The 19,558-nt window shown below is 32.7% G+C and carries 16 protein-coding genes; 4 read left to right on the top strand and 12 right to left on the bottom strand.

What is annotated here, in order from left to right; all coding sequences use genetic code 11:
- The first annotated feature begins 19 nt into the window (after positions 1-19).
- Positions 20-1,072, top strand: a complete 1,053-nt coding sequence (locus ES674_RS11960) for an NAD(P)-dependent alcohol dehydrogenase (RefSeq protein WP_148404277.1) — start codon at positions 20-22, stop codon at positions 1,070-1,072.
- A gap of 3,043 nt (positions 1,073-4,115) precedes the next feature.
- Here the strand turns inward: ES674_RS11960 and ES674_RS15720 are convergent.
- Positions 4,116-4,241, bottom strand: a complete 126-nt coding sequence (locus tag ES674_RS15720; protein ID WP_262712264.1) for a hypothetical protein — start codon at positions 4,239-4,241, stop codon at positions 4,116-4,118.
- Positions 4,242-4,602: 361 nt separating this feature from the next.
- On the opposite strand from ES674_RS15720, the gene ES674_RS11955 reads away from it, so the two are divergent.
- Positions 4,603-5,403 carry a hypothetical protein gene (locus ES674_RS11955; protein ID WP_148404276.1) on the top strand — a complete coding sequence of 267 codons (801 nt, stop codon included), beginning with the start codon at positions 4,603-4,605 and terminating at the stop codon, positions 5,401-5,403.
- 776 nt (positions 5,404-6,179) lie between these two features.
- Here the strand turns inward: ES674_RS11955 and ES674_RS11950 are convergent.
- From ES674_RS11950 to ES674_RS11915, 8 genes are all read right to left on the bottom strand, one after another.
- Positions 6,180-7,430, bottom strand: coding sequence for a tetratricopeptide repeat-containing protein (locus ES674_RS11950; RefSeq protein WP_148404275.1), 1,251 nt, complete (start codon positions 7,428-7,430; stop codon positions 6,180-6,182).
- 4 nt (positions 7,431-7,434) lie between these two features.
- A complete protein-coding gene (locus tag ES674_RS11945; RefSeq protein WP_148404274.1) occupies positions 7,435-8,562 on the bottom strand; it encodes a patatin-like phospholipase family protein in 1,128 nt (375 codons plus the stop codon).
- A gap of 11 nt (positions 8,563-8,573) precedes the next feature.
- Positions 8,574-9,365: a TIR domain-containing protein gene (locus ES674_RS11940; protein WP_211359290.1), complete on the bottom strand. Its 792-nt coding sequence runs from the start codon at positions 9,363-9,365 to the stop codon at positions 8,574-8,576.
- A gap of 14 nt (positions 9,366-9,379) precedes the next feature.
- Positions 9,380-9,934 carry a toll/interleukin-1 receptor domain-containing protein gene (locus ES674_RS11935; protein ID WP_148404273.1) on the bottom strand — a complete coding sequence of 185 codons (555 nt, stop codon included), beginning with the start codon at positions 9,932-9,934 and terminating at the stop codon, positions 9,380-9,382.
- Between the two features lie 3 nt (positions 9,935-9,937).
- Entirely contained in the window at positions 9,938-10,405 is a 468-nt protein-coding gene (locus ES674_RS11930; RefSeq protein ID WP_148404272.1) for a TIR domain-containing protein, read from the bottom strand.
- 6 nt (positions 10,406-10,411) lie between these two features.
- Positions 10,412-11,008, bottom strand: a complete 597-nt coding sequence (locus tag ES674_RS11925; RefSeq protein WP_148404271.1) for a TIR domain-containing protein — start codon at positions 11,006-11,008, stop codon at positions 10,412-10,414.
- 188 nt (positions 11,009-11,196) lie between these two features.
- Positions 11,197-12,096 (bottom strand): DUF4231 domain-containing protein, encoded by a 900-nt coding sequence (locus ES674_RS11920; protein WP_148404270.1) that lies wholly within the window; start codon positions 12,094-12,096, stop codon positions 11,197-11,199.
- 408 nt (positions 12,097-12,504) lie between these two features.
- The gene (locus ES674_RS11915) at positions 12,505-14,802 is read right to left on the bottom strand and encodes a S41 family peptidase (protein WP_148404269.1); all 2,298 of its coding nucleotides are present in this window, start codon (positions 14,800-14,802) and stop codon (positions 12,505-12,507) included.
- Positions 14,803-14,969: 167 nt separating this feature from the next.
- Here ES674_RS11915 and thiE point away from each other — a divergent pair, with 167 nt between their 5' ends.
- Positions 14,970-15,614, top strand: coding sequence for a thiamine phosphate synthase (gene thiE, locus ES674_RS11910; RefSeq protein WP_148404268.1), 645 nt, complete (start codon positions 14,970-14,972; stop codon positions 15,612-15,614).
- A 422-nt stretch (positions 15,615-16,036) separates the two neighbouring features.
- On the opposite strand, the gene ES674_RS11905 is transcribed toward thiE, so the two are convergent.
- Together ES674_RS11905 and ES674_RS11900 are read right to left on the bottom strand one after the other, a co-directional pair.
- A complete protein-coding gene (locus ES674_RS11905; protein ID WP_148404267.1) occupies positions 16,037-17,233 on the bottom strand; it encodes an acyl-CoA dehydrogenase family protein in 1,197 nt (398 codons plus the stop codon).
- A 135-nt stretch (positions 17,234-17,368) separates the two neighbouring features.
- Positions 17,369-18,319 carry a hypothetical protein gene (locus tag ES674_RS11900; protein ID WP_148404266.1) on the bottom strand — a complete coding sequence of 317 codons (951 nt, stop codon included), beginning with the start codon at positions 18,317-18,319 and terminating at the stop codon, positions 17,369-17,371.
- A gap of 345 nt (positions 18,320-18,664) precedes the next feature.
- Here ES674_RS11900 and ES674_RS11895 point away from each other — a divergent pair, with 345 nt between their 5' ends.
- Positions 18,665-19,015 (top strand): DoxX family protein, encoded by a 351-nt coding sequence (locus tag ES674_RS11895; RefSeq protein WP_148404265.1) that lies wholly within the window; start codon positions 18,665-18,667, stop codon positions 19,013-19,015.
- On the opposite strand, the gene ES674_RS11890 is transcribed toward ES674_RS11895, so the two are convergent.
- Positions 19,012-19,389, bottom strand: coding sequence for a DoxX family protein (locus tag ES674_RS11890; protein WP_148404264.1), 378 nt, complete (start codon positions 19,387-19,389; stop codon positions 19,012-19,014). The genes ES674_RS11895 and ES674_RS11890 overlap by 4 nt on opposite strands.
- Positions 19,390-19,558: the final 169 nt, after the last annotated feature.

Here is a 19,558-nt window from a genome sequence, read left to right as displayed (position 1 = left end):
CAACAAAACATAAAAAACTATGAAAGAGACCGTAAAAGCTTATGGTGCTAATAGTGCCACGGCCAATTTAGAACCTATGGATATTGAACGTCGCGACTTGAAAGCTGCCGATGTAAAGATTGATATATTATATAGTGGCGTTTGCCATTCGGATATTCACACCGTTAGAAATGATTGGAAAGGTTCCAAATATCCGGTGATTCCTGGTCATGAAATTGTTGGTCGCATAACAGCCGTTGGGAGTGATGTGAGCAATTTTAAAGTAGGGGAATTAGTTGGTGTTGGTTGTATGGTAGATTCTTGCCAGACTTGCCATAGTTGCGAACAGGATTTAGAGCAATTTTGTGAAAAAGGCGCGACATTTACCTACAACAGTCCAGACATACATATGGGTGGACAAACCTATGGTGGTTATTCAACATCTGTGGTTTGCGATCAGGAATTTGTACTGCGCGTTCCAGAAAATATAGATCCAAAAGGTGCAGCACCATTGCTTTGTGCTGGAATTACCACTTGGTCGCCATTGCGTCATTGGAAGGTGAAGAAAGGTGATAAGGTAGGTATTGTTGGTTTGGGAGGACTGGGACATATGGGTGTGAAGTTTGCCAATGCTTTGGGTGCTCACGTGGTGATGATTACAACTTCGCCAGAGAAAGCGGAAGATGCGGAGCGATTAGGTGCTCATGAGGTGTTGATTTCCAAAGATCAAGACGCGATGAAAGCACATGCGAATAGTTTCGACTTTATATTGAATACCATTCCAGTTGGTCATGCTATGGATCCGTATTTGAATTTATTGAAAATAGACTCGACCATGGTATTGGTTGGTGCTATTGAACCGATGAAAGAATTTAATGGTGGTAGTTTGGTTATGGGACGTAAACGTGTTGCTGGATCATTAATTGGTGGTATTAAAGAAACCCAAGAGATGTTAGATTTCTGTGGTGAGCATAATATTGTTTCGGATATAGAAATGATTGATATGCAAGATATCAACGATGCTTTTGAACGTGTAACTAAAAACGATGTGAAGTATCGTTTTGTAATTGATATGGCGAGTTTGAAAGAATAGTTATAAAGAATTAGAATAGAGGGATGTTTTAAACGCATCCCTAATTCTAGAATATTCTATTTTACATAATATAAATTATAGAACATATTATAACAATTAGGGGAATAGCGCTTTTCGCGGTATTTGACATAATCATTGATATAACGTCTTTAGACTTATATCGGAAATGATTATGTACAAGCTAATTGTGATTAGGTATTAACTAACTATAAATAGATTTTGGAATCTAACGTGTTTACGCTACAAACATCTGGTGCTTTGGTAATCATTTACATATCTACTGATTTATGCGTTTATTATTGATTCTTATAATTGCTATATTCTGCATACTTGTGCGTAATTTTATAAATACGCGATTCTCATGCGATGGGTTTTTAGGGTGTTTTGTAGTGGTTTTATATGTTGACCCGAATTGGACCCGAATTAAACCCGAAGGAAACCCGACTTAAACCCGACTTAAACCCGACTTAAACCCGACTTAAACCCGAAGGAAACGTTAGGGAAACTATCGCTTTTTTCTTTAGAGACTTTTGGATTAATAAATATACTTGGTTTATGACTTCGTTGAATTGGAATAAAAAGTATATTTCATTCTTTTGTACTCACCACACTTCTCTATTTTATTGTTTGTGTTCGTGAATCTTCGATTTCGTTGATACAAAAGAACCAAAAGATCAAAACCATTTTTTAGGAATTATTCGTGCGTTAATATTTTTTATTTGAACTCATGATGTGCTTCGCAGTTACTCATGCGTTTTTATTTTCTTTTGGTATTCGTGATGTGCTTCGCAGTTCACTGCGTGACGTTCGCTTTTTTTCTTTACGTTATTTTGGATTGTTAAATTAGTTTCGTTCATAACTCCCTTGTTTTGTCTGGTTTATTAGAGCTTATTAGCCTTTATTACGTTCATTTTATTCGTGCGTTAACATTTTTTATTGGAACTCATGATGTGCTTCGCAGTTCACTGCGTGACGTTCGCTTTTTTTCTTTATGTTACTTTAGATTGTTAAATTAATTTGGTTCCTAATTACTTGCTTTGGAATTTTTATAATATTACGTTCATTTTATTCATACGTTTTTATTTTCTATTGGTATTCATGATGTGCTTCGCAGTTGCCTTGATGCGGATCCTTCGCTTTGCTCTGGACAGGCTACCCAAAAGATCAAAACCCTTTAAAGGAAATTACTGCGTACCGCTCGCTTTTTTCTTTACGATATTTTGTATTGTTAAATGTACTTGGTTCTTAACTCCCTTGAGATGGAAGGTTTACCTTGTTTTGAAGCTCACTATTTCTGAAAATGGTTGGGGAAAGTGCTTGAGGTTTATTGCTGTTAAATTTATTTGAGGACTTACTGTTGTGGTGGATTGTGGTTTACTGCGTGACGTTCGATTTTTCTATACGTTACTTTGGATTGTTTAATTACTTTGGTTAGTAATACACTTGTTTTGGATACTTAACTTTATTCCGTTCATTTTATTCGTGCGTTAACATTTTTTATTGGAACTCATGATGTGCTTCGCAGTTGCCTTGATGCGGATCCTTCGCTTTGCTCTGGACAGGCTACCCAAATCTGCCTGCCGGCAGGCAGGAGATCAAAACCATTTAAAGGAATTATTCGTGCGTTAATATTTTTTAATGGAACTCATGATATGCTTCGCAGTTGAATTGATGCAAAACTTTTATTATGTTCATTTTATTCATACGTTTTTATTTTCTATTGGTATTCATGATGTGCTTCGCAGTTGCCTTGATGCGGATCCTTCGCTTTGCTCTGGACAGGCTACCCAAAAAATCAAAACCCTTTAAAGGAAATTACTCATGCACGTTATTTTATTTTTAGGTATTCGTGAATGCTCCGCATTTTCCTGCGTGACGTTCGCTTTTTTGTTTTTACTACTTTGGAATGTTAAATTACTTTGGTTCTTAACTCCCTTGATTTGGAAGGTTTATTAGAGCTTGGTAGCTCACTATTTCTGAAAATGGTTGGGGAAAGTGCTTGCTGTTTTGTAGTGTAAATTATACTTTGTTCATTTTGCCTTGATGCAAAACGAACCAAAAGATCAAAACCCTTTAAAGGAAATTACTGCGTACCGCTCGCTTTTTTCTTTACGATATTTTGTATTGTTAAATGTACTTGGTTCTTAACTCCCTTGAGATGGAAGGTTTACCTTGTTTTGAAGCTCACTATTTCTGAAAATGGTTGGGGAAAGTGCTTGGTATTTTGGATGGTGGATTTTATTTGGGGACTTATGGTTGTGGTGGTTCACTGCGTGACGTTTGCTTTTTTCTTTACGTTATTTTTGAATGTTAAAAATTCTTGCTTCGTAACTCCCTTGTGGTGGAAGGTTTACTTTGATTTGAAGCTCACTATTTCTGAAAATGGTTGGGGAATGGCTTGAGGTTTTGTAGTATTAATTATACTTTGTTCATTTTGCCTTGATGCAAAACGAACCAAAAGATCAAAACCATTTAAAGGAAATCACTGCGTGACGTTCGCTTTTTTTTTGATGATAATTTGGAATGTTAAATTACTTTCTTTCATAACTCCCTTGTGATGGAAGGTTTACCTTGTTTTGAAGCTCACTATTTCTGAAAATGGTTGGGGAATGGCTTGAGGTTCATTGCTGCTGTTTTAATTTGGGGACTTACTGCTGCTTTGGTTTATGGCTTGCTTTTGACGTTTGCTTTTTTCTTTACGTTATTTTTGAATGTTAAAAATACTTGCTTCGTAACTCCCTTGTGGTGGAAGGTTTACTTTGATTTGAAGCTCACTATTTCTGAAAATGGTTGGGGAATGGCTTGAGGTTTATTGCTGTTCTTTTAATTTGGGGACTTATGGTTGTGGTGGTTTACTGCGTGACGTTCGCTTTTTTCTTTTTGCTACTTTGGAATGTTAAATTACTTTGGTTCTTAACTTCCTTGTTTTGTCTGGTTTACTAAAGCTTGGTAGCTCACTATTTCTGAAAATGGTTGGGGAATGGCTTGAGGTTTATTGCTGTTCTTTTAATTTGGGGACTTATGGTTGCTTTAGATTGGGGACTTACTGTTGTGGTGGTTTATGGTTTACTGCTTGTTTTGGACTTGATATTTCATGGTTGGCTCCTCCTCTATTGTTGGTTTTTGTTTGGTATTTCTGACAGATTTGGGGTTTTTGTAATGTTTTCATTTTTATTGAATATTTATCTTGTATTCGACTGACGATGAGAATATTATAAAATTACGCTTGGGTTTTAGCTGTTTTTTTGACGAATTGTTTGATATTTCTATATTTTACTGATAATCAGATAATTGAAAGTTGTGATGCATTAAAAATATATTTTATATGTTTGATTTCCAGACTGGTAGTTTGTGACGATTCGCGAGGTTGCTTATTACTGTTTTGGGATATCGATATGTTATTATTCTCTCACTTAATTAATTTTTAGCCCTCTTTACTATGTGGGAATTAGATGGTTGTCTGTTCCTTTTTATTAACCAAATTGTGTTGCGCTCTATTGCCTGTGCTCACAGTTCTAAAACTTTTAATTATGGCAAGAAATAAATCATTTATTAGACTGGACGGCACCCTGGATGGGTTGACGTTTTACAGACAGAATGGCGAGAGTTTGGTAAAAACCAAGAGCCAAGTGAGTAAAAACCGTATTATGCGTGATCCTGCGTATAAACGAACGCGGGAAAATATGATGGAATTTGGCGGTTCCGCCCGAGCTGGTAAGGCTTTTAGGGATGGGTTTGCCAATATGGTGAAACTGATGGGCGACTCGTATTTGAGTGCGCGTGTGAGTGGCCTGATGAAACGCATTAATAGCACTGGTGCCGGGAAACGTGGCGAGCGTGATATTGATGTGGTTGCTATGCGAGACATGTTTCGCAACTTTGAATTTAACAAACAGCTTCCTTTTAAAAGTGTGTTTTATGCGCCTTATACGTTGCCGGAAATTGATCCCGCTCGTGATTTGGCGAAATGGAAAGTAGTGGACTTTAATACGGATGCTTTTATTACGGCTCCTGAAGGTGCTACCCACTTTAAATTGGTGCTTGCTGCTGGTTATGTGAGTAATTACAGCTATGAGTCTGCAACTAATACCTATGAACCGGTTGATGAAACTGTTAATGGGCTTGGTGGTACTGATATTAGTGCTGCTATACCACTAGGTGGTATGGTAGGTGGTGATACCTCGCTTACTGTTGATTTGACTGCCTTGGGTGCTATTCCTGCTACTTCTGCACTATTTGTGAGTATTGGAATTGTATTTTACCAGGAAATTAATACGGAACTTTATGAGTTTGCGCAAAGCAATACCATGAAGGTTGCCGTTACTGGTTAAACCCTCTTTTTTTTGTGCCTGCCTTTGGTGGGATGATTATGAGAAACCTGCTCTGGATGTTCTGGAGTGGGTTTTTTGTTTGGTTTTGATTTATAAGTAATGCGTAGCGTTTGGGTTTTTACTTTTTAGAATTTTAGATTGTTAAATAGAATTGATTCATAATTCCTTGCTCCGGATTTTTTATAGTATTACGTTCATTTTATTCGTGCGTTTATATTTTTTATTGGAACTCATGATGTGCTACGCAGTTGCCTTGATGCAAAACGAACCAAAAAATCAAAACCATTTAAAGGAATTATTCGTGCGTTAATATTTTTTATTTGAACTCATGATGTGCTTCGCAGTTACTCATGCGTTTTTATTTTCTTTTGGTATTCGTGATGTGCTTCGCAGTTCACTGCGTGACGCTCGCTTTTTTCTTTAGATTAATTTGGATTGTTAATTATACTTGGTTCGTAACTCCCTTGTGATGGAAAGTTGACTTAAATTTGAAGCTCACTATTTCTGAAAATGGTTGGGGAATGGCTTGAGGTTTATTGTTGTTGTTTTATTTTGGGGACTGATGGTTGTGGTGGTTTTTGTTTAACTAGTAAATTAGCACGGAACTTTATGAGCTTGCGCAAAGCAATACCATGATGGTTGCGGTTACTGGATAAGTTTAAACATCCATTCCTTTATTTAAAAAATGATTTGATAGATTATATGCGTAATCAGTGCTATCTTTCCTTGAATAGGATATAAAATATCATAGCCAAACCCTCATAACTTAATATAGTTTATAAATCTTTTAATTTTTTTAGTGTTTTTTGATTAATTATTATTGATAATTTTTCTTTTTGATCGTTATAAGAAGCTCTTGCAAAAGCTGTATTAGGTAATTTGATAGCCAATTCAAAATATCTTTCCTCTTGTTCTTTGTTTTGTAAACCAAAATGTGCTTCTGCTAAAGTGAGATATATCCATTCTTTATCTCCTCGATCTTCAAATTTATCAGACTCAACTACTCTACTCCACTTTGTTATAATCTCAATCCATACTTTTCTTGCCTGACCATAGTTAGCATAAATATCAAATTTATTTTCACTTAAACTTGCTTTCAATAAATACAAGAAGGCTACATTAATACCATTATAATAATCTTGTTTAACATAGAATCCCCTTTCATAATAATGTCTCGATTTATCTATAAAATTCTCATCATTTGTTTGCTCATATAGTCGTTTATTAATAGCTCCTAATAAACCTAAGGTTTCAGGGTCAGTTGTATCAATTGGATTTAGTTGCTCTAAATACCCTAATGCTTCATTTAAGGCTTCTAATTCTGATGGTTCCTTAGATTTATATGTAATTAAGGCAAGGCGTTGTATTATAAAACTATCATTCGGTTTATTGAGAAGAGCAGCTTTTAATAAATCTTTTGCAACATCATATTTTTTCTCATTTTTCTTCTTTTCAGCTTGTTCAACCAAATCTGATGTTGAATGTGACTTATCAATACTTTCTTTTATATCTTCAATTTCATCTTCAGTAAAACTTGGAGGAATTAAATTTGGAATAAAAGTGTAAATAGGGCTATCAACCTCTGGTTCAGCTATAAATTTTTCGACCTGTTTTTTTAAATGAGCTTTAAACCTTTCAGCTTCTGTAACACCAATATCTTCTTCCAAATGCTTGTATGAATGAATGAACACATGATTTACATCAAATGGAATTTTTAATTTGTCTTCTGCGATTACAATTGTAGTATTTGGTTTTAGTGCGTGTCTAACACCTAATTCATAAATAGCATTTGGATTTAATGTTGAAATATCAGCAACTACAAAATCTGCTTTCAAAATATTCTCATACATTTTTTTATCTATAACTCCGGATTGCTCTAAATCACAAGCTCGATAACATAAAATATCTAAATCATCAAAGACCGGTTTTATTATGTTTTCGAATGTTCTATCTAAATTTAAACTTCTTCCCGTTTCAAAATCTGTTTTAATTCCAAATCCAATAATTACAAAGCATGTCTTTTCCATAATATTATTTAATGTGGACTGGATTAATGTATCTATTTGCTGCTTCTGAGCCTATTTTATAAAGAACTTCTTTATTTTTAGATTCTGACATCTCATGCAATGATTCTATTTCGTTTTTTTTAAATTTAAAGCCTAAATTATTTAACTCATCATTATCCAGCATAACGTTATACCTTAAATAATGTAAAGCTGGTTTTTCAGTGACTAAATCATTTTTTAAGTCTAATATTTCAGAATCAATTATTCTTGGTGTAGGTGAATTGGAGAGATATTGTAAAATAGTTTGATTTAAATAGTTTGCATCTTCCATAAAAAGTTCTGGTATCATTTTTGCCCAACCTAGTAGTCCTTTTTTTGCAACTTTTTTGGCATTATATTTTTTTTTGTGAGTACCTGTTCCAATGGATATAAGTGAAATATTATCTTCACCCGTTTTCCATTTATACGGGAATTCACTTAATGTTGCAACTAAAAATAATTGTAAAGAAGGATTATTCGCTAAACTTATACCACCATCTATGAAAGTTCCAAATTCAGTGTGGTTTTTTACTTTTATTGTTTGAGGAATAAAATAACTAGGTGCAGCTGCACTTGCACGAACAGCTTCTCTTAATAAAATATCTTTGTTAGCTCTACCGATTACGTTATTATTTTTATCTTTAAGTTCATTAAAAAACTTGCCATTAGGATGATTTATTATCGGCCAAGTGCTTAACGTATCTGCTCTTTTGGTAATAATACATAATCCTGTTTTTATTTTATTACTCCCAATAGAAATATCTCCAAATACTTTTTTTAACTCTTCATCTAAAGGTTTATAATCAAACTTAGCCTTATACCTCTTAAATGGATTCAATAACCAACTACGCTTTTTACCAAAAATTTTATCACCAATGTTCAGATAAAGATCTTTAATTTCTGATGCTGACATACCTATAGATAGTCCTGCTGCAATAATTGCTCCTGTACTAGTTCCTCCAATTAAATCAAAATAATCACATAATTTTAGTTTAGGATTATTTTCTTTTTCTCTAACTATTTCCTCTATTTTTTCTAAAAAGCCCAATGTTAATGCTCCTCTTATCCCTCCACCATCTAATGCTAATATTCTTTTAGGTTTGTTTTTATTCATATTATTAAAAATTAACTACAAGTATTACTTTTCATTTGAATTCTAGAATTTAATCTCTTATCAGCTTTAGATGCTCTATTTTTATAAGCCAATTCAATGTACTCCTGAAGTTTTTTTCGATCAGTAGTGTAGTCTCTAATTACAGCATAGTATGTTTTAAGGTTGTCGGTTAGTCTTTGAGGTTGCAACATATAAGAGTATTTACCTGTTCCGAAATCTGGATGGGAAGGCAGTTTCAAACCTAATAAACCACTATAAGTGTCTCCAACTTTATAATTTAAAGCTCCACTAATTTCCCAATCTACATGCTTTCTACATTTTGTTTTTGGACCTAATAAAACAACTAAAACTGTGGTATCACTTAAGTACCCATTATTTATGAGTTGTTTTACATATTCTGGTCCATTTTCAGATTTAATATCACCATCTTCAACTGATTTATTGATAATTAAATCTGAAGTTAAGTTATAAAATTTCTTTTTATAATCTTTATCGTCGTTATGGTAATAGCTAATAAACGATTTTCTTTTAGGAAGTATTAGAGGTAAATTTTCAGACCAGCTTAAACCTCCCTTAACAGTTAAGGTTAAACCACCACCCTTCGACCATTTACCGTCAACATCTAAGTAAATGCAACAGAAAGTTTTTCCTTCTTTTAAGTGTTTTACAATCCAACTTCTATTTTTTTCATAGCCTTTCGAAACCGTATCCCCATTATCGTTATGCACAATAAAACTATCAATCGATTTAGTATTAAAAATCCATTTTTCTTTAGAAACTAAAAAATCAGCCCATTTAATCATGTTATTTCTATCAATTAAGTTATAATTTCATCCATAACATTCTTCAAATCATGATAAGAATAGTTATGTTTTCTAATTGTAAAATTCTCTAAAAGTAAATCCTTTGGAACTCCCTTAATATTACTTATCTCAGTATTTAAATCATAAATATCTCTAATCACTTTTGAGGTTCTGATATATTCGGGTAATGTATTTTTGGGAATTCCCTTTAGGCAAAGTACTGCTATATCCGTCTTATCATAACCATAACCAATTTCAAAAGGAACCCATTTTGATATTATTGTTGTGGGAGAAACAACTACCAACATATGAGTACTATTATTAATTCCTTTACATAATGAATCAGTTACTTTATTTGGTTGACTACTTTGGTTTGTTCTTTTCAAATCACCATCATACTCATCAAAATAGACATTTATGCCTGCAGAAATAAGATAATCAGCTATCTTTTTTGCTTCATTCTTATCATTATTTTGATAAGAGATAAAAACACATTTTACGTTTTGGTTAATAAATGAATCTCTAGATTCATATTTCGTTGGCCAATAGTATCTATTTAATGCATTCATATATTATCTTAAAGCTTCTTTTATTGAATTAATATTATTACTTATAATTTTATTGGAGTTTTTTCTTATAAAAGTAGGAATACCGTTTTGCCCATAAGGTTTAACAGCTATGATTTCTTTTTTTAGTGATTTTGCAATTTTAATTTCTGTCATTACAAAAGTATCATTCTTAATTCCCCTTGTTGCTAAAACAAAAATTTTACTACAATTAATCATTTTCTTCCTAAATATTTTTTCCAACTCCATCTTCCTGTTTTCGTCGAAAGCTCTGTCTACTGGAATTGAATGATTATAAAACGGAATATTTGTATCTAATAATTTATTTATTAACTGATTATAATCATCACTTCCCTTCTTCCATGAATGACTTATAAAAATTCTCCTTTGAGGAATTTCATTATTTTTGTTAAAATGATCAACAACTAATTTTGTTGTAATTCCACCTATTATTAATTTTAATATTCCTTTCATTTAAAGTTATTGTGGTCTTACTTTAGTTTTATCAGCTATTGGATGACTTCTTTTTTGAAAAGCAAATTCGATGTATTCTTCAGGTTTAACTATGAAATCATCCCACTTTACCAAAACACAATATCTTTCGTCTTCATACCAAGAGCATTTATTGTTAGCGGTATTTTGAATATAATGATTAGCACTAAACTCTTTAATAGTTGTTGAATCATTAATTCCTACATAACTATGTGAACCACCACAAACATTGCAATTATATGAATCACCATAAATTGCTCTATACATTTCTGGGAGCACTATTCCTAGTATTCCATTTTTAGTATTTCCTTGACCATTATACAAAGAAGCTTGTAATTCACGTTTTATAAATCTCTGCTCTTGAAGACCTCTATTTTCAGCACTAAAAGAACCTATTAGATGAATTGTTACAGTAGTGTCTGATAAATACTCATTTCGTATTTTATTTAATATATAATCTTCATCATAAGAATCAATAGGTTCATTAAGCGATCTATCAATCATTTCTATATGCATACTATTTTGCATATGATTTTTATAAGCAATATTTTCAGTTTTGAAAGAAATGTAACATTTTCTAGCCATAGCAAATTTTATAAGTTGTATTCTTATTATTTATTTTATCACATTACACATTGGATTAAATAGGTTTATTATTAAAGAATTGTAATTAATTTTAGGGAGATTATAAATGTAATAAATTTTACACGTATTTTTTTATGGTTGAACTAATTAAAAGCAATTATTACTTGAATTCATAAACTCTTTAAAAGCTATTTATCAAAAAGATGCAGATGATCTCTTCTAGCTAACCACATGGTATGCTCACGGGATATAGCTGTTTCTGAGTCATCTACAAAATCACTCAATTTTGATTCAGAGTCAACTAGCTTTGTTTTTGACCTAATAATACTTAACTCATGCGCTGTTAAAGCATAAGAATAACTTAATTCTTGATAATTCTTAATTTGCATCCAAGCTAGTATTGAAGTTATAAAAGTAATTAAGAATGATACCATTTTAATTCTTTCAATCCATTCAAAATCGAATGCTATAGCTGCTAAAATAAAAATTATTAGACATGCATTCAACAGGAATAAATAAGTCTTTTTAGTTCGATTTGTATTAGATTTTTTTTTATACCAATGCAATTGATTTTTTAACCTTTCCGTTGAGTAAATATTTAGTCTTTTATCATAATTTAAGTTCCGGACATTTCTCATTTTAACAGTGATTTGATTGACAGAAGAAAACTTCCCACCAACTAAATCAAAAAAAGATTTTTTTTTACCAATTAGCGAATTTAAATAATCTAAAAAAATTTTATCCGCTTCGCTTTCATTTGAAGTTTCAAAAGGTCTTGAAATCATCATATATTTCCAACTTAAGGTTTTAATTGACTCTGCTACAGCTCTACCTTCGTACCATGTCTTTTCAAATTGAGAGTAATAAATAATTATATTCAGAATTAATGCTACTAGTAATAAAAAAAAAGTAACATTTTTTAAAATTGTTTGATTAAAATTTTCAGAAACAAAAGCTGTAATTATTAGAACAATTAATAATGTAGCATTCATTATTAAGAAAAAATTTTGAGCTTTTTTGGAAGTATAATCTGCACTTATGAAAAGTCCAGGAAAATCATTGTCAGAAATTGTCGTTTTATTATTCATATAAATAACCTAGTTTGTCTATTTAAATTTATGAAATTATTAATTAGATTAACTGCAATTTAAACAAATTGTAAGAATTAAATATTCTAGTTAGTTTTGACTTCCTACTAAATTCCACATCCATCACACCACTCTCCTATCGTAGCTTCGTAAAAATAGTGTTTATTCATTGCTTGCTCATTGTTTTTTTAAAGAATTCATGAACCTTGTAATCTCGGTTTCATTATTATTTTAGAGAAACTTTTGTCAAGAAAAAAATATAAAAAAAGAAGTATTAAACTTAAGCTTTTACTAAAGCTCAAGTTACATAGCGCAGAACATTATAAAACACTTTTAATATGTAATTATCCTGTAAGTGATTACTTTTTAAAACAAATCTATGTCATTAACATTGTATTAAACACCGATTCAGTCATCAAAAATATAGTCTAACAACAGATCCTTATTTTCTAATAGATTTTCTAACGTCATCGGAATCATTTTATTTGGAAGGATACCTTGGTCTAGTGCCAATTTAGGAACATGAACAGATTCCCGTTCTGTGCCTATTTGTAAAGCCAGTTTTGTGTTTTTAGTTGATGGGACCGCTCTACCAGGATGTGTGCTGTAGGTGCCTCCTGTTTCTTCGCCTAGGATAGTGGCTAACTGATTGTATTTTACAACGGCTAACATTTGTGCGGTTGCCGAGGCAGAACGCCCATCTGTGAGCATATATATTTTACGATTACTACTGTTATTGGTGGTTTGGGGTTTTACGGTAATGGGTCTGTTTCGGCTTTTGTTGAGCTGATTATCTTCATAAAAATTAATTTCTTTATCAATTATATAGGAAAGTATATATGTGGTGCATTCTGGGTTTCCTCCTCTATTTCCTCTTAAATCAAAAACCACTTTTGATATGTTTTCATCTTGTATTTGTTTCATATAGGTGTCTATGGTCTCTTTAAAAAAATCAATATTTTCCCTGCCTGTTGGGAAATAATTGAAATTCTTAATCTTGATGATAGCGGTTTTCTTTTCTTTGTTCATCACTATGCCTAATCTTGGGGTATTGATGATGTCTACTTTATAATTAGGAGCCGGCTCGTCAATTAGAAAGGTTGTGGTAATTTCATTTTCAGCATTATATGGCTTGAATTTTATGGTGTATTCTGAAGCAAAACCAAAATAACTGTGGTAGTAGTATAAAAAGTTCACATTTAAATCGGCTCGGTAAAAATTTTGATTGAAGGCATCTGCCGAGATAGTTGTTTTTAGTGTTTGATATATGTTACTGGATGTGATTCCGTTAATTTCTAAAATTTCAGAGCCTGCGTTCATTTCTGTATTTTCGACACAATTGTTTAGGGCATACATTTTTTCATCTTTAAACCACACGATTAGTGGTAACCAATACTTTTGAGGTGTTCTGAAAAAGCGCGTATCAATCATACGCGTATGTAAACAGCCTAAACTTGTAACTATAGGTGCTGTTACTTGATAAAATTCGGTAACCGTCATGGAATCTTTTAATTTACCGCGTTGCGTGTTTACCAGGTTTTCATAGGATGCTTTATCTGTGAATTGAAATTGTGAGGGATGGTCTTTTAAGGTTTCTAAAACTTGATTAAAATCTTCGACTAGCTTTTCTTTTTCAATTTTGGTATTGAACTTGTTCAGAATAGTGTCCGTAACGGTTTTATTGGGTGTGGTATGGTATAGTTCGGTTTTTAAAAGCTGTACTGGATTATCTTGATCGTAGATATATTTTACGCTTGTAACGCCTCTCTTGTTCTGTATTTTGTTATGGATATCATAACTGCTATAGGCGATTAGATTCCCTATACTGTCAAACTTATATTTTGAGTACGCATCATTACTCCTTATATCCACTTTGTAGTTTCCGTCTAAACCAACGGTGGCGTATTTTAGACAATTTCCATTGGTGTCATAGGTAGCGAAACCGCCAGCTGTTCCTAAAAATGAACCAACTGCTGGTTTGTTTTCGGCATTGAAAAACTTAAATCGTACGAGGTTTTTGTTTTTATCATATATGGCTTTATCGATGGCGATTCCTGTTTCATCATTTACGAGCTCCATATTTTCATTGACGTTGTTCATGGATTGTAACATGCCGTTGTCATTGAATTTGTATAGCACGTTATAGAATTTATAATACGGACGCATAGTAACCTGTACACCAGATACATCCTTTCTGGTTTCTAATACCGAATTGGTGTTGATGTGTTTCCAGGTGTATTCAAAAATATTCCAGCTGTTATTTATAGGTTCATCATTTTTGTTGAAATACTTTAAACCTATTCGTTTTCCATTTTTATTATAGGCATATACTTCTTTAAATACACCCATACCATTGGTTGTTGGTTGATTATCGGCATCAAAAAACAAGCGTGTTTCGGTATTTTCGGTATAAAGTATTTGCGTTTTTGGAGCCAATGCTCTTTTACCGTCTAGAATACCGCTTCTGTTTAAGTCGATTAGACTTTGGGCGTATTTATATTCAACGGTTATTAATCTATTAGATGAATCATAGTCTAGTTTAAAATGATTGACTTTTTGGGCTACCGCTTCTGTTAGTGGGATTCTTCCTTCGGTTTTGGAAAATGGTGTTTCACGAAAAATTAGGTGTTTAAAATAGGTTGTGCTTTGGGCTACTGCTGCTAAACCACAGGATAAAAAAATAAGCGGTAAGAGAATATGTTTCATAAAATTAGAAATAAGATACAAACAAATATAACTAATTAATTAGTTTGAACTAATGTTTTAGTTTGTAGTGTATGTTTATTCATTAAGCTAAAAACAGAAAATTTGATTCCCATTTCCCATCTAAAGTATTTATCTTGCAAACATATTCCAGAAATAAAAAACACGACATGATCATACCCAAACTACATTATATATCTCAAGGAAATTCAACACAAGAACATCTGGAAAACATCCAAATGGCCTGTTCATCTGGTGCGGAATTAGTGCAATTACGTTTGAAAAATGTTCCTGAAAAAGAATGGTTGGAATTAGCTGTTGCCGTTAGAGAAATAACATCGCATTTTCAAACGCGATTGATAATAAACGACAACTACAAACTAGCCAAAGAAATTAAAGCGGATGGTGTGCATTTAGGAAAAACGGACGTCTGCCCTACTATAGCTAGAATGCATATATACACTTGGCAAATGATTGGCGGTACCGCAAATACCTTGGAAGATTGTGAAACGTTAATTAGTAAAGATGTTGATTATATTAGTTTAGGACCTTTTCGGTTTACAACAACTAAAGATAATTTAGCACCCGTTTTAGGTTTGGATGGTTATAAAACTATTATGAAAGCTTTAAAAACCGAAACGCCTATTATTGGTGTTGGCGGCATAAAAACGGATGATGTTAAAGCTATTTTAGAAACAGGTATTTCAGGCATTGCGGTTTCTGGAGAAATTACCCGTGATTTTAATAGTATTAAGGTTTTTCATGAGTTGTTGAATGCGTCTTCTGTTGCGGAACAACGACATAAGTTTGAGTAGGTTTTTTTCAATATTGTCCAAGACAAAGTTAATAGTCAGATATTTTTGAAGTTTTCTTTTTTACTCACCACTCCTATCTATTTTATTGGTGGTGTTCGTGAATCTTCGATTTGCATTGCCCAAAAAAGAAACAAAAAAGTCTAGGCTTACGAACCCATATCTAAATTTATCATTTGATGCCTAAATTTTAGGAACTTGCTTGATACATATAGATTACATCAAAATTTTGCGTGCTCAAACCTTTCGACTGCGCTCAAGACAGGCTATCTAAAATTTTACGCCATCTGCATTTCAAATTTTACGATATATCTTCGATAGGCCAGGTTTGGGAGTTTTAAAAATAAACATGTAATGATTCGAATTTTAAGCATTCTTTTGATGAATAGTGAATAGTGAATAGTGAATAGTGAAAATATAGCTAATTACTTTTTCTTATTGGACTTCATGGCTTGAAACAATTCTTTGAACAAACCACGAGCAATGAGTAATTTCATAATTTCGTTGGTTCCTGCGTAAATCCTGGCTACACGGTTGTCTGCGTACATTCTGGCAATTGGATAATCCCACATATAACCGTAACCACCAAATAATTGTAAACATTCATCCACTACTTTGCCATGCATTTCGGTGGCGGAATATTTTGCCATGGAGGCACTTTCGGCTGTTAATTTATGCTCTGATAATAACAGTGTACAACGATCTAAAAAGGCTTGATGGATTTGTAATTGTGTGGCACATTCGGCTAATTTAAATTGGGTATTTTGGAATCCAGCAATGGGTTGCTTGAACGCGGTTCTGGAAGATGTGTAGGCTATGGTTTTTTCAATAGCGCCTTCTGCTCCACCAATGGCGTTGAGTCCGACGGTTAATCGTTCTCTTGCCAATTCGGTCATCATGATTTTGAAACCTTGTCCTTCTTCTCCTAATAAATTCTCTTTGGGAACTTTGACGTTATCAAAAAACAGCTCGCAGGTATCTTGGGCTTTCATGCCGATTTTTTTAAACGGAATGCCTTTTTCAAAGCCGTCCCATTTGCTTTCCATGAGTAATAAGGATACGCCTTCTTGGTCTGTTCCCACATGGGTTTTCACGGCTACGATGGACATATCTGACATGTAGCCATTGGTGATAAAGGTTTTTTGTCCGTTTACGAGATAATGATCGCCTTTATCAACGGCATTTGTTGTGATGGCTTTTAGATCGCTACCACAGTTGGGCTCGGTCATGCCGATGGCTGTAATCATTTTTCCAGTTGCCATTTGCGGGAGATATTTTTGCTTTTGCGCTTCGGTTCCATATTTTAAAAGATAAGGAGCCACGATATCTGAATGTAATGAAAAACCGACACCTGTGATGCCTTCCCTTCCGAGTTCTTCAATGAATAAGGCGCTGAAGCTGAAATCTAATCCGCTGCCACCATATTTTTCTGGCATATCGATACAAAGTAGGCCTAATTCGCCAGCACGTTCCCAGATTTCTCGGGAAACCATGCCGTTTTTTTCCCATTCGTCCAGCTGATCTATAATTTCATTGGTAATGAAATCTTGAATCATTTGTTGCATCATTTTATGTTCTTCTGAAGCATAAATTTCGCGGGGTAATAAAACAGTTTGTAACATAGTGCCTAAATTTTTGATAAAATTATCTTTTAAAATACTATACGCTTTATAAAACTACAAAATTAATGGTGTCCTGGATTCAAAAGTTACCTTTAAGAAAGCATACTAACTAAATTTCAAAATCGGTAGTTTTACTTAATCCAAAAGAACCACTTCACTTTTTAAACGCCACTTTCCGTCAACTTCTACACTGCGTGTTACCGTGATTTTATTGGGTCCTGTTTTTTTAAAAACGTCAATAAGTTTCAGGTTTTTATGAACAGCGGTGTTAATTACAATGGGTTCTGTAAGTAACATGCCATTGGTGGCATTAAAAACATATAGGCTTTTAGAAGTCGGTTTTATATCCCAAAAACCAATCTCGTCAGCACCATCACCGTTTAGATCTTTCAGATTTTCTAATTGCGATTGGTAGGCATCATTAATAGTTATAGGGTTTAGATCGGTATTACTAAACATAATTACGCTGCTGCAACCTCCTATACATTCTACAGCATTTTTAACTTGTTTATCTGCATTTCTAGCTGTTATTATTTCTGGTGAAATTACCGTTGCAAAATCCGATAGTCCATCGCCATTAAAATCGCCATAAAGTTTTCTTTTATTAGAAAGAATGACATTATTTTCTAAAAAACTTGGAAAAATGGGCGCATCTAAATTTTCAATATTTTCATCAACGCCTTCTCGCAATATTTTAAAATCGCCATTCTTATTCATTACAGAAAGAAACGAGGTGTAATCGGCTTCTATTCCATCGTAACTAACATGTTTGGTAAATGATACTAAAAAGTTTCCAGCCTCTTTGGTAATGATCATTTTATCATTTAAAATGGTTTGGGTATAATCTGGAAATTGCTGAAATAGAAAATTTTTATTTTCCTGTACTTGCGTTCTGGTGCGCTCTTTTCCGTAATAGGTTACCACAGCCATATAGTAGTCTTTTAGGTAAGGTGACTTTAGCTGGGTGTGCGCTTCATTCCATTGTTTTACAAACTTAATTACCTGCTTTTCGCCTTTGGGATTTACCTCATTACAGCCAAAAAATAGTATAAAAATCAGGCAGGACATAAGTGAAAAATACTTCATAAATTTATTAGGGGTTTTGCTGAATATGTTAATGCTAAAGATACATGAATTTTGGAGAATCTATCCCATCATTTGAAGGAATACCAAGCATTTTCATCTTGGAATTTTCGTTGTGCATTATTTCAATATAAGGATGCAAAAAGGAATGTTTATGTAACTTTAAAAATTGAATTGATATTTAAATTAATAGAAAAGCAATCATCTTTAAAACTCCTAATCTTTTGATTTCAGGGTTTTAAAACCTCTATTATTCTATAGCCCATATTTAATATTAATACGTTGTTGGCTTTATAAGTTATGGTTTTTTTGTAATCTTGTTTTAAACTTTAATCATAACAATATTCTTTGGACTTACTTACCTTCCTGACTTGGTTTTCTGGTTTGGCTTTCATTTTCTTCGGAATTAATAGCTTTTATTCCAAATTTATTGTCCTAGAGTTCGCTAGATATGGCTTATCAAAGTATAGAAAACTAACTGGATATTTTCAGTTGATAGGAGCAATTGGATTGTTACTAGGGCTTTATTTAAATCCTGTCTTATTAATAATAGCTTCTTTAGGATTAAGTTTGCTTATGCTTGCTGGATTTGCAGTACGAATAAAAATTAACGATAATTTTATTAAATCTTTCCCTTCTTTAACCTTTGCAGTTTTAAATTTATGGATTGCATTAAAAGCCTTTTCGATATATTTCTAAATCGTAAAAAAGATTATTATTAGATTCAATATTATAAACAAGAAGGCCGGAAATGATTTATATAATGGGTCTTTTACTTTGATATGCATAATTATGGAGCCCAAAAGTAAAATAGATAAACCAATGCTTCCAATTAGATTTAGAAAATCAAATAGAATAGACGCTAATAATATTAAGGCTAAACTGACTTTTAAAAAACCAATAACGTAGCAGAAATTCTTTGATAATCCATATACTTTAAATTCTTCCACAATAGTTTGTGCATTTCCACCACGCCATTTTGTAGGTTTAGTTGGCTGAATTAACCAAACATTTAAAATACTTAAGCCAACAATTAATTTTAGTGCAATAATAATGTAGTCTATGTAATCCATATTTTTCTAATTTCTTTATTTAAACGCTTTTTTACAATTTTGATAGAAAGATAAATAAAACCTTTTAGTTATAGCCGGTTTAAAGATTTAAAAAAACACACAATTAAGGAATCTTTTTTTACCATTTTAAAAATGAAATTTAAAAAAAATGCTAGGATTTCTGTTTTGT

It is taken from the genome of Bizionia myxarmorum (genome assembly GCF_008086205.1).
Lineage (GTDB): Bacteria > Bacteroidota > Bacteroidia > Flavobacteriales > Flavobacteriaceae > Algorimicrobium > Algorimicrobium myxarmorum.
Note: the sequence above shows the minus strand (reverse complement) of the source record. Positions and strands in the feature narration are given on the sequence as shown.